This is a genomic window from Pseudarthrobacter phenanthrenivorans, from assembly GCF_000813845.1.
In the GTDB taxonomy this organism is placed as follows: Bacteria; Actinomycetota; Actinomycetes; order Actinomycetales; family Micrococcaceae; genus Arthrobacter; species Arthrobacter phenanthrenivorans_B.
In genome coordinates this window covers 39,691-51,599 of sequence record NZ_JWTB01000031.1, presented here as the reverse complement: position 1 = coordinate 51,599, position 11,909 = coordinate 39,691, and the positions used below count along the sequence as shown (strand labels likewise).

Here is an 11,909-nt window from a genome sequence, read left to right as displayed (position 1 = left end):
GAACCAAAGGGGAAGAAAGTGAAAGCACGCCTACTGGGAGGCATTGCCGCGCTGCTCGTCGCGATAATCGGCACATTCCTTCTGATCACCTACGTACAAAGCGCGGATGCCCGTGCAATGGCGGGAACCGAGACCTCGGAAGTGTTTGTGGTCCAGGCTGCCGTCCCAGCGGGGACAGCGGTCAGCGACCTGGGCGGGTCAGTCGTTAAGAAACCGCTTCCGAAGTCGACAATCACCGCAGATAGTGTCACTGACTTGAATTCGCTGGGGACAAAAGTCACTTCGGTCGCCCTGGTTCCCGGGGAGCAGCTGCTTTCGAGCCGGATGGTCGAAAAAGAGTCGTTTCTTGGCCCATCAAGGGTTGCCGTTCCGGACGGCATGCAGGAGATCTCGCTGAAGCTCCCTATCGAGCGGGTGGTTGGCGGCAAGATCACGGCAGGTGACACAGTCGGTATCTTCGTTTCTCTTACCGAGACTTCCACCAACGGGGCCGGCCAGGCTGCTACCCAATCCGCAGGTACTCAACTTACCTTTCACAAAGTACTGGTCACGGCTGCCCAGTTGAGTAACGGCAGCCCCGCCCAACAGGATTCGACGCAAAAGTCGGATGGATCCCTGAACTCGGGAAGCAATGCCCAGAGCGACGGAAACTACCTGATTACAGTGGCCCGAAATTCAGTTGACGCGGAACGCCTGGTTTACGCAGCGGAGTTCGGCAAGATCTATCTGTCGAAGGAGCCGACAGGCGCTACTGAGGGCAACGCCGGTGTAGTTGACAAGACGAAGGTTTTCAAATGAGCCGCTTCGTACTCATCACACCGAGCACGGATTTCGAACGAAGGGTCCGTATGGCCACGGCAGGTATGCCGGGTTCCCTTCAGTACTTTCAAGCCGACTATCTCCCCCAGGGGCCGGAGGAAGTCCTGGGACAGCTCCTCGGGGAACCGCCGGAAGTCTTCATCCTCGGTCCGGGCCTGCCTGCCGACGACGCTCTGAAGTTCGCCGCAGTAATGGACCTGCAGTACCCGGAGATCAGTATGATCCTCGTTGCCGGCGAATCGTCAGACGTCGCAATACAGGCCATGAGGGCAGGTATTCGTGACCTGCTGGATCCAGCCGCAGATGTGGACCACATCCGCATCATCGTTGAGCGGGCCAGCCTGGCCTCGGCTGGCCGCCGGCGGGGCCTGGCGCCAAGCAGCTCCGAACATCATGAGCACGCCGCGGGCGGACGAATCATAGCGGTGATATCCCCGAAGGGCGGGGTGGGGAAGACGACAGTCGCTACTAACATCGCCGTCGGACTCGGCAAGATCGCACCGATGGGCGTGGTGATCGTGGACCTTGATCTCCAGTTTGGAGACGTGGCGAGCGGCCTGATGCTGGAACCTGAGCACACCATCACCGACGCAGTGGTGGGAGCCGCAAGTCAGGACTCGATGGTCCTGAAGACGTATCTGACAGTTCATCCTGCCGGGATATACGCACTGTGTGCGCCAAAAAATCCAGTCGAGATGGACAGGATCAGTGGAGAAAACGTTAGCCACCTCCTCTCCCAGCTACGGCAGGAATTCCAGTACGTCGTCGTGGACACTGCACCAGGACTCGGCGAACATGTGCTCGCCACTCTGGAACTAGCTTCCGATGCCGTCTGGATTTGCGGGATGGACGTGCCGAGCATCAGGGGTCTGCGAACGGGGAACCAGATCCTCTCCGAGCTCAATCTTCTCCCGGAAGGACGTCACGTCGTTCTCAATATGGCGGATCGCAGGAGCGGCCTGACCCTTCAGGATGTTGAAGCAACCATTGGAGCGCCCGTTGACGTAGTCCTTCCAAGATCCAAATCGCTTCCGTTTTCAACCAACAAGGGTGTGCCAGTCCTCCAGGACGGGAGCCGGGATTCGGCCGCCAAAGGCTTAAGGCTCCTGGTGGAGCGGTTCAAGCCAAATTGGGAAGCAAGACCACATAAGAAGTTGCACCGAAGGGCGGTAGTTCAGTGAACCTTTCACGCAGGCTCGAAAAGATGAGGGGCACGGAGCCGGAACTGTCAACGGCGGAGCCGGAGCAGGCTAATCCGTTCGCACACCATGCTGCCGTCCCGGAACCGGCAACGTTGGGACGAATCCACGAGGCCAAGTCGGCTGAGGCGGCTGTAGTTGTTGAGCTCGCACCAACAGCAGCTGTTGCCAGCAGCGCTCTCAGCTCGCTTAAGGAACGCGCCAGTCAGTCGCTGTATGAGCGCCTGGGCGCACGCATCACAGACTCATCGCTTGAGGAAAGCGAACTTCACCAGTACGTGAAAGATGAGTTGAAGAGCGTGGTGGATGAAGAACAGGTCCCGCTGACGTCGGCAGAGCGGCAGCGGCTGATCCGGGAAATCATCGATGACGTTCTTGGACACGGCCCGATCCAGCGCTTTCTGGACGACCCGAGCATTACGGAAGTCATGGTCAACCGCTTCGACCAGGTCTACATTGAACGCGCCGGGAAGTTGACGCTCACCGATACCAAGTTCGCCTCGGACGAAGCGTTGCGCCGCGTGATTGAACGCATTGTGTCGAAGGTGGGCCGGCGTATTGACGAGTCATCACCTCTCGTGGATGCTCGGCTGGCTGACGGTTCCCGCGTCAATGCGATCATTCCACCGTTGGCTGTTAATGGACCAGCCCTGACCATCAGGAAGTTTGGCGGGGATGCCCTTACCGTTGACAAGCTAATCGCCTTCGGGAGCCTTTCTCCGGAAATGGCTGAACTCCTCCAAGCTTGTGTCCTGGCACGAATGAACATCATCGTTTCCGGCGGCACGGGGACCGGCAAGACGACGCTGCTCAATGCACTTTCGTCTTTCATCCCTGCTTCTGACCGCATCGTCACTATTGAGGACGCCGTCGAGCTGCAACTCCAGCAGGACCACGTTGTCCGCCTCGAGAGCCGGCCCGCAAACATTGAGGGCAAGGGGGAAATAGCCATCAGAGACCTGGTGAGGAATTCCCTCCGCATGCGTCCTGACCGCATAGTTGTCGGCGAAGTCCGCGGCGGCGAGTGCCTGGACATGCTCCAAGCCATGAACACTGGGCACGACGGGTCCCTCTCCACTGTTCACGCGAATTCACCGCGCGATGCCATTGCGCGACTGGAGACGTTGGTTCTGATGGCGGGAATGGACCTGCCGCTGCGAGCCGTAAGGGAGCAAGTGGCATCTGCCGTGAACCTCATCGTCCACATCTCGAGGCTCCGCGATGGCACCCGACGGGTTACCCATATAACCGAGGTCCAAGGCATGGAAGGGGACATCGTCACGCTTCAGGACGCTTTCGTCTTCGACTACGCAGCCGGCATTGATGCCAGCGGGAGGTTCCTGGGGAAGCCCATTCCTACCGGCGTCCGTCCCCGCTTTACTGACCGCTTCCACGAACTCGGCATCCGCGTTTCGCCACACATTTTCGGTGCTGACACCATAAGGGGCAGGTAGTCATGGCCGGCGAGGTTCCCGTGACTCTCTTCATGGTGGGACTCTTTCTGGTCTACGTGTCCTTGGGTCTACTATTCACATTTGTTTGGAAGGGCAAGTCAGGCGTACCGCTGTCACGGCGGCGTCCCGACGTCGTCGACCATTCCTCCAGCCTCACCCGACTCACGAACCAGGCTGTTGGCGCGCTCAACCGCGGTTTAAAGAAGCGCCCTACAAGCGTCTTCAGCAGGGAAAAGCTGGAACAGGCAGGTCTCAACAAGGAGCCCGGCGACTACTTGCTTATGGCTGGAGCCATCACGTTGGTTGCGGCAGTGTCCGCCTTCTTCCTGGGTGGCCTGGGCATGAGCATACTTGCCCTCATCCTGACACCGTTCATCCTGTATCTCGTCCTGAACCTATTGATCGCAAGGCGCCGAAAAGCATTTGACGCGGAAGTCCCGGACACACTGCAAATGTTTTCGGGTGGTCTCCGTGCCGGCCACAGCCTGCTGAGGGCGATTGATGCAGCCGCTCAGGAAAACCAGGGGCCGATGGCGGAAGAACTCAGCAGAATTGTCAATGAGACGAGAATTGGCCGCGACCTTGGCGAATCCATGGCTGATGTTTCCCGCAGAACTGCCAGCGAAGACTTCTACTGGATTGCTCAGGCCATCGAGATCCACCGCGAAGTGGGTGGCGACTTGGCTGAGGTACTGGACCACGTGGGCGAAACCATTCGGGACCGCAACCAGGTCAAGGGCCAAGTTCGCGCCCTCAGTGCCGAGGGCCGCATCTCCGCAATGGTTCTCATGGCCCTTCCAATCCTCATGTTCATCGGGCTGGTGACGTTCAACCCAACCTACTCACGAGTCTTCACAACGACGTTCATCGGTTTCGTGATGTTGGCCGCCGCTGTTGCTCTCCTCTCCGTCGGCGGCCTATGGCTTAGCCGTATCATCAAGCCGAAGTACTAGGGGTGAAAAATGCAACCCATCGCATTAGCCGCAATATTGGCCATCGTCGTACCCATTTCCGGAATGGTCTGGCTGTCCTTCACCGGAGATCGGGCAGGTCTGCGACGGATCAAAGCCAACCTTGGCGGTCGTCCCGGTCAGGCTTCCCAGTCGCTAAACGTCACCCAACAGCTTGCCGACTTTTCCCGGCGCATCACGCCCAAAGGATACGAGGCGTGGCTCGATAAACAACTGTCGGGGGCAGGGCGCCCCAAACAATGGCCGCTTGCCCGGCTCCTGATGGTGAAGCCTATGCTGGCCTTCGGGGGCGCACTCCTGGGCCTTCTGGTCTTCATGGGAGCACCCTCAGCGGGCAGGTTCGCGATCGCCATTGTCATAGTGGCGCTGGCCTATTTCCTGCCCGACATCCTCCTGCGGAACTTCGCCCAAAAGCGTCGGGAAGCGATCCGGTTGGAGCTGCCAAATGCGCTCGACCAGATGCTGATTTCGGTTCAGGCAGGGCTTGGCTTTGAAACCGCTATGGGAAGAGCTGGAGAGAATGGCAGGGGGCCCCTGGCCGACGAACTTATCAGGACACTCCAGGACATTCAGGTAGGGCGATCCCGTAAGGAGGCCTATCTCGCCCTGTCCGAACGAGTGGATGTTCCTGCCGTGAGGACCTTCGTCCGGGCCGTGGTCCAGGCGGACACCTACGGCATTGCCATCGCCGGCGTCTTAAAGGCACAAGCGAAGGACATGCGCGTAAAACGCCGGCAGCTTGCGGAAGAACATGCCATGAAGATGCCGGTGAAAATGCTCTTCCCGCTGATTTTCTTCATCCTTCCGACACTTTTCATCATTCTGCTCGGACCAGCTGTCCTTCAGATCATGGCAGTTTTCTCCTAGGAGCTGGACATGTTGAATCGTATTCAGGACTTTCTAAGCCGAAGGGCCCTCTCTCTGCGAGCGCTGGTAACAGACCAACGCGGAGCAACCGCTACCGAATACGGAATATTGGTTGCATTCCTGGCTATGGCTCTGGTCATCGGCGTCGCTGCCTTTGGGCAAGCCTTAAACCTTCATTACCAGAACCTAGCCACCACGCTAAGTTCTGCGCTGGGAATCCCATAATCAGCTCCTCCTAAAGCGCTCCGGCGCCACAAAGACCGGACCCCCTCGGCACCCAGAACCGAGGGGGTCCTTTGGTTGAAGATCACAGAATCCCAGCCGACCCTGAAAGCGAGCGGCTGGCAGCCGCCGGTCCATCGACCGCCGGCGTTCTTTGGAGGAAGAGATGAAGGTTGGCAGATTCGTCGTGGCACTCGTTGTATCCAGCGCCTTGAGCGGCTGCCTAGCCCAGGGGGCGCCCGAGCGGATTCGCCCGCCGGAGAAGCCTCGTTCTTCAGAAACCTCCTCAGTGTCCCAGGCCCCGCTGCCTCTGCAGGGATCCTCCGGAACATTCCATATCCGCGACAATAACGGCCGCACCTTCGACCTCGCGTATGACTACGAACCCTCGCGGATAAAGACCCGTCCAGTGGACTTTGGCAGCTCCGAATTCACAGAGGTACAAGTCGAGGCGGCTTACAGGATGAAAATACTGAACACGTCAGAAACCCAAACCCTGTCCTTCCAACCAACCTCTGTTTGGGAGGCGACGTTCGGACTTTATGCGCTTTGGGAGTCACCGAATACGCTTTGCGACGGCCTTCTTGGGCCGGGTCGAAAAGGTGACTGGTGCGGGGTGGAACTAGCTCACTTCCACATCGAACAGGAAGTCCTTCCGGGCACCTCATTGCAGCTCACACCGCACCCCGGGTTTTCGGACTCCTACCCCGTGCAAGGTGGGACAGTCGCGGTTGACCCCTCCCACCTGCCAGGAATCAGGAATGCTTTGGCTCGGCCCGACAACATTGCCATCACATACCAGGGCAAGGACGGCGGCCGCTTCATTAACTCCTGCTATCGGGAAGCCAACCAAAGGTACAACCCACAGCATGCGGCAGAACTGCGGGACTGGGATCTCCTGGTGGCCGCACGCGACGGCGTGTGCCGCGCGTTCATGGACAAGAGCATCTTCCCAGGCATGTCCACCTCCGCAGATCCGGATGGCGGGTACACGTACCTCGACTAAACCGACTGGTCCGGACTCAGTGTAGGCATAGAAAAGACGCAGTGAAAGCGCAGGAAACGTACAAGGGGTAAAGGCTTTGCGCAGGATGCTGCAAGATCCGGTAAATGTCGCATCAAGCGTTGCTAACTTCGATTCAGTGCTGGTGCAGGGCCAGCCAAATCCGTCTCGCTCAGGAGTCAAAATGCTTTCTCTCTACACCAACATCATGATCCGCCTTCGCAGCGAAAAGGGCGCAACCGCCGTTGAGTACGGCATCATGGTCGCCCTTATTGCTGTTGTCATCATCGTCGCTGTCAGCACGCTCGGCGGCCAGCTCGGAACCCTCTTTACCGGTGTCACCACCGACATCGCGCACCCCACCGCCACTGCCGTTCCCACCAGCTAGCTTCAGCTGCCCGCCGTTCCGGACCCCATATCGAAACGGCGGCAAACCGCCCGGCAGAAACAGGCAAACCAAAGAGGAGGTGCAGCAGGTGAAACGCGACTCGGAACGGGGCGCAGCCGCCGTCGAATTCGCGATCCTGCTGCCCCTCCTCTTGATGCTTGTCCTGGGCACGATCGAGTTCGGTCGTGCCTACAACGCCCAAATCACGCTCACTAACGCCGCCCGCGACGGCGTCCGGGTCATGGCCATCAATAACGATCCCACCGCTGCAAAGACAGCCGCCAAGAATGCAGCGGCATCGGTAAGCAGCAGCATCCCCACCTCGGACATCACCCTCAGTACCGCTACGTGCAGCACGGGGAACCAGGTAACCCTCACCATCAAGTACACGCTGTCCACCATCACCGGCATCGCCGGCCCGTTCCCGATGACAGGCAAAGGAGTCATGCTGTGCGGTGGCTGAGGGGAAACACGGGGACGAGAAGCGGGCAGCACGGCGAGCGCGGCGCCATAAGTGTCATCGTCGCCGTTCTGATGCTGACGCTCCTTGGATTCGTCGCTATCGCCGTCGACGTCGGCGTCATCTATTCGGAACGCGCACAGCTCCAAAACGGCGCCGACGCCTCCGCGATTGCCCTCGCTCAAAAGTGCGCCCGGAGCGCTACAGACCCGATGTGTTCGACCACGTCCACGCTCGCAGCCACCTTGGCCAACCAAAACGCCTTGGACGGCATGAGCAATGTCAACAACATCCAGTTGGACACGACGGCAAGGACTGTCTCGGTCACCACAGCAGCAAAGCAAACAGGTGCACCCGAAAACTCCGTCTCCCTCTTCTTCGCGGGAGTTCTCGGTATCCCTTCAAAGCAAGTGGGCGCCAAGGCATCGGCGGTTTGGGGCAGCCCCAAGGCCGGCCGTACCGCTTTCCCTCTTGCCTTTTCCATCTGCCAAGTCAAAGGCTACGTCGACGGCGCAATGCAGCTCCTTCAGGACCACGGCCAAAACGCCAATGCTTCATGCAATTACGGCCCCTCGGGGGCTGCAGTGTCAGGGGGCTACGGCTGGCTGGTCCAGGACGCGGGAAAATGCGGCGGCACCATCGACCTGGCTGTGAGCGAGGGCGGCAGCGACCCCGGCAACAATGCGCCAGGCAACTGCGATGCCACGCTCAACAAGTGGGGGGCGGACATCACAGCCGGACGTAAAGTCATTGTGCTGCTCCCGGTCTTCAACAAGATCACCGGCACCGGGTCCGGGGCAGTCTACAGCCTGATTTCCTTCGCAGCTTTCGACGTCACGGGCTGGAGATTCAGTGGCGGTACCGGCCTCCCCTACGAATTTCAAAGCGCCAAGTCCACGACCACCGGCGTCACCACAGCAACCCAATGCACCGGAAACTGTCGCGGCGTCATCGGCAAATTCGTCACCTACGTCTCCCTCGCCGACGGCTACACCCTTGGCCCTGTTGACCCCTACGGCGCCACCATCGTCCGCCTTGGCCTTTAGCACTACCCCTCCAGCACTACCTTGACCAGGAGAAAACCGTGAAATCTCGCATGCTTGCCGGCACGGCCGCCGTTGCCCTGGCGCTTGTGGGAGCCCTCCTCATCATCGTGTACGCCAACGGCGCTGATGCCCGGGCGATGGCCAGCACCAACCCGAAGAAGGTGCTGGTGGTCCAGAAAGCCATCCCCGCAGGAACGCCGGTAAACGACATGGCCGCCTCCCTTGTTATCGAGGACGTCCCCGCCGCCGGTGTAGCCGCCACCGCACTCACTTCCCTGGACGGGAAGGGCGGGACCGTCGCCGCAGTGGACCTCGTCCCCGGCGAACAACTTCTCGCCGAACGCCTCGTCGCCCCGCAGGACGCCAAAACCACCGGCGGCGTCAAAGTGCCCGCAGGCCTCCAGGAAGTCACCTTCGAGCTGGAACCGAAGCGCGTCGTAGGCGGGCGGATTGAAGCCGGTGACCACGTGGGCATCGCCCTGATCTTCGCGGCGGGGGCAGACAAGACCAAAGCAGGCGACCCCACCACCCAGCTCACGATCCGCAAGGCCCTGGTCACCGCCGTTCAGCGCGCCCCGCAGGCAACGCCAAGCGCCAAGCCCACTGACGGCACCAATCCGCAGGACACCACGCTCCCCGAGGGGTCACTTATGGTAACCGTGGCCGTCAGCGACGTCGACGCCAACAAGATCATCTTCACCTCCATCAACGGCGAACTTTGGCTTACCAAGGAGCCCCTGGACGCAACCGACAGCGGTCCCGCAACAGCCAGGAAGGACACGGTGTACAAGTGAGCCGCTTCGTCCTCCTCTCCCCCAACGCCGAGTTCGACCAGAAGCTGCGCGCCGCCGTCGCCCACGGACTGCGCGGCACCGTCCAGACCATCGCGAGCGACATCCTCCCGGCAGGCCCGGCCGAACTGTTCGCCCTCCTCAACCAGGAACAGCCCGAGGTCCTCATCATCGGCCCGGACGTCCCCTACGAAGAGGCATTGCGGTTCGCCAAGGTCTTCGACGTCCAGCTCCCAGGTCTCAGCCTGGTCCTGGTCAGCGACGTGCAGCCGGAGTTCCTCCTGCACGCCATGCGCGCCGGCATCCGCGACATCCTCAGCCCGCAGGCGGACGCCGCCGAAATCCGGGTGCTGCTGGAGCGCGCCTGCCAGTCCTTCGCCACCAGGCACCGAGGCCCCGAATCACAGCAGGCGGAAGCAAACAGCAAGGGCCTGGTCATCGGCGTCTTCTCCCCCAAGGGCGGCGTGGGCAAAACCACCCTGGCCACCAACATCGCCATCGGCCTGGGTCAGATCGCACCCATGAGCGTGGTCATCGTGGACCTTGACCTGCAGTTCGGCGATGTCGCCTCGGGCCTGTACCTCAACCCCGAACACACCGTCACGGACGCCGTCACCCCCGCCGCCGCCCAGGACTCGCTGGTCCTCAAGGCCTTCCTCACGGTGCACCCCGCCGGCATCTACGCCCTCTGCGCCCCGCCCAACCCCGTGGACGCAGACCACATCACCCCGGACCAGGTCAGCCGGCTGCTCGAACAGCTCGCCCAGGAGTTCCAGTACGTGGTAATCGACACTGCCCCGGGCATGCCCGAAATCGGCCTCGCGGCCATGGAGCAGTGCACGGATGTGGTGTGGGTCAGCGCCATGGACATCCCCAGCCTGCGCGGACTCCGCTCCGGACTGGAAGTCCTCCGCCAGCTCGAAATCATGCCCGAATCCCGCCACGTGGTCCTCAACATGGCGGACGCGAAAGCAGGCCTCAACGTCCAGGACGTCGAATCCACCATCGGCGCACCCGTGGACGTCAGCGTCCCCCGCTCCCGCGCGGTGGCCCTGTCCACCAACCGCGGCATCCCTGTCCTGCAGGAATCGAAGAAAGACCCCGCCGTCAAGAGCCTCCGCCAGCTGGTGGAGCGCTTCAACCCGGCCTGGCGCACACAGACTCAGCGGAAGCTTCACCGAAGGGTGGTTATCTGATGAAACTCTCCGAACGCATCAACGCGGTCCAGGACCGCAACCAGGGAGCGGGCGCGGGCACTGCGCTGCTGGAACCGCCCCGCCCCGCAGCTTCGCCGGCCCCGGCGGACAGTGCGGAAGGGCACCTTCCCGCGCATGCCGCCGTCGTGCATTCAACGCACGACGCCGGCACAGCGCAGGTGCCCAGCTCACCAAGGGTGGACGTCTTCGCAGCCATGAAGGACAGGGCGGCCACGGCCCTTTTCGAGCGGATGGGCACCCGCTTCAACGACGCCGCCGTCAGCGAACAGGAACTGCGGAGCACCGCCAAGGAGGAACTCACCCGCATCATCGACGCCGAGCAGGTGCCGCTGACCCCGGAGGAGCGCACCCGCCTGGTCCGCGACGTTGCCGACGACGTGCTGGGCTACGGCCCCCTCCAGCGACTGCTGGACGATCCCGCCGTCACCGAAATCATGGTGAACCGGATGGACCAGATCTATGTCGAGCGCAAGGGCAAACTCACCCTCACCGAGTCCCGTTTCAGCTCAGAGGAACACCTGCGCAAGGTCATCGAGCGGATCGTATCCAAGGTGGGCCGCCGCATCGACGAGTCCTCGCCCCTGGTGGACGCCCGCCTCGAGGACGGTTCGCGCGTCAACGCCGTCATCCCGCCGCTGGCCGTGGGCGGCTCCTCCCTGACCATCCGTAAATTCAGCAAGACGCCGCTCACGGTCCGCAACCTCATCGACTTCGGAACGCTCACACCCGAGATGGCCGAACTGCTCAACGCCTGTGTCAAGGCAAAACTGAACATCATCGTTTCCGGCGGTACGGGCACGGGCAAGACCACCCTCCTGAATGTCCTGTCCTCGTTCCTTCCGCACGATGAACGCATCGTCACCATCGAGGACGCCGTGGAACTGCAGATCCAGCAGGAACACGTGGTCCGGCTGGAGAGCCGCCCGCCCAACACCGAAGGCAAGGGCGAGGTCACCATCCGCGAACTCCTCCGCAACTCCCTCCGCATGCGCCCGGACCGCATCGTGGTGGGTGAGGTCCGTGGCGGCGAATCGCTGGACATGCTGCAGGCCATGAACACCGGCCACGACGGCTCCCTCTCCACGGTGCACTCCAACTCGCCCCGCGATGCGGTGGCCCGACTGGAAACCCTGGTGCTGATGGCCGGCATGGACCTGCCACTGCGCGCCATCCGCGAACAGATCGCCTCCGCCGTGAACCTCATCGTCCAGATCTCCCGGCTCCGCGACGGCTCGCGGCGCATCACCCACGTCACCGAGGTCCAGGGCATGGAAGGCGACATCGTGACCCTCCAGGACGCCTTCGTCTTCGACTACTCCGCCGGCGTGGACGCCCAGGGCCGTTTCCTGGGCAGGCCGGTGGCCACGGGCATCCGGCCCCGGTTCATCGACCGGTTCGAGGACCTGGGCATCCACGTGTCCCCGGCCGTCTTCGCCGGGCCGCTGTCGCCGGGCACCAAGTAGGGAGGCGGC

General features: G+C 61.6%; 13 protein-coding genes. All 13 read left to right on the top strand.

All coding sequences use genetic code 11. The features are described from left to right. Positions 1 to 18: 18 nt before the first annotated feature. The 13 genes from cpaB (RM50_RS15825) (at position 19) to RM50_RS15770 (ending at position 11,900) form a co-directional block, all read left to right on the top strand. Complete coding sequence (cpaB, locus tag RM50_RS15825; protein ID WP_043454679.1) at positions 19 to 798, top strand: Flp pilus assembly protein CpaB; 780 nt, start codon at positions 19 to 21, stop codon at positions 796 to 798. After that, on the top strand, positions 795 to 2,000 hold the full coding sequence (locus RM50_RS15820; RefSeq protein WP_043454678.1) for an AAA family ATPase: 1,206 nt from the start codon (positions 795 to 797) through the stop codon (positions 1,998 to 2,000). The genes cpaB (RM50_RS15825) and RM50_RS15820 overlap by 4 nt, the downstream gene beginning before the upstream one ends. Continuing rightward, entirely contained in the window at positions 1,997 to 3,472 is a 1,476-nt protein-coding gene (locus RM50_RS15815) for a CpaF family protein (protein ID WP_043454675.1), read from the top strand. Before RM50_RS15820 ends, RM50_RS15815 begins: the two co-directional genes overlap by 4 nt. A 2-nt stretch (positions 3,473 to 3,474) precedes the next feature. Continuing rightward, positions 3,475 to 4,425: a type II secretion system F family protein gene (locus RM50_RS15810; RefSeq protein ID WP_043454672.1), complete on the top strand. Its 951-nt coding sequence runs from the start codon at positions 3,475 to 3,477 to the stop codon at positions 4,423 to 4,425. A 9-nt stretch (positions 4,426 to 4,434) separates the two neighbouring features. Continuing rightward, a complete protein-coding gene (locus tag RM50_RS15805; protein WP_043454670.1) occupies positions 4,435 to 5,310 on the top strand; it encodes a type II secretion system F family protein in 876 nt (291 codons plus the stop codon). 9 nt (positions 5,311 to 5,319) lie between these two features. After that, entirely contained in the window at positions 5,320 to 5,535 is a 216-nt protein-coding gene (locus RM50_RS21180) for a Flp family type IVb pilin (protein WP_082007106.1), read from the top strand. A 163-nt stretch (positions 5,536 to 5,698) separates the two neighbouring features. Beyond that, positions 5,699 to 6,538, top strand: coding sequence for a hypothetical protein (locus tag RM50_RS20735; protein WP_156133901.1), 840 nt, complete (start codon positions 5,699 to 5,701; stop codon positions 6,536 to 6,538). Positions 6,539 to 6,719: 181 nt separating this feature from the next. Continuing rightward, positions 6,720 to 6,923, top strand: a complete 204-nt coding sequence (locus tag RM50_RS15795) for a Flp family type IVb pilin (protein WP_043454665.1) — start codon at positions 6,720 to 6,722, stop codon at positions 6,921 to 6,923. 88 nt (positions 6,924 to 7,011) lie between these two features. After that, positions 7,012 to 7,386, top strand: a complete 375-nt coding sequence (locus tag RM50_RS15790) for a TadE/TadG family type IV pilus assembly protein (RefSeq protein WP_043454753.1) — start codon at positions 7,012 to 7,014, stop codon at positions 7,384 to 7,386. Next, entirely contained in the window at positions 7,374 to 8,429 is a 1,056-nt protein-coding gene (locus RM50_RS15785) for a TadE/TadG family type IV pilus assembly protein (RefSeq protein WP_240471975.1), read from the top strand. Before RM50_RS15790 ends, RM50_RS15785 begins: the two co-directional genes overlap by 13 nt. 38 nt (positions 8,430 to 8,467) lie before the next feature. Then, positions 8,468 to 9,223, top strand: a complete 756-nt coding sequence (gene cpaB / locus RM50_RS15780; RefSeq protein WP_240471974.1) for a Flp pilus assembly protein CpaB — start codon at positions 8,468 to 8,470, stop codon at positions 9,221 to 9,223. Beyond that, on the top strand, positions 9,220 to 10,416 hold the full coding sequence (locus RM50_RS15775; RefSeq protein ID WP_043454660.1) for an AAA family ATPase: 1,197 nt from the start codon (positions 9,220 to 9,222) through the stop codon (positions 10,414 to 10,416). Before cpaB (RM50_RS15780) ends, RM50_RS15775 begins: the two co-directional genes overlap by 4 nt. After that, positions 10,416 to 11,900: a CpaF family protein gene (locus RM50_RS15770; RefSeq protein ID WP_043454658.1), complete on the top strand. Its 1,485-nt coding sequence runs from the start codon at positions 10,416 to 10,418 to the stop codon at positions 11,898 to 11,900. The genes RM50_RS15775 and RM50_RS15770 overlap by 1 nt, the downstream gene beginning before the upstream one ends. The last annotated feature ends 9 nt before the right edge of the window (positions 11,901 to 11,909 follow it).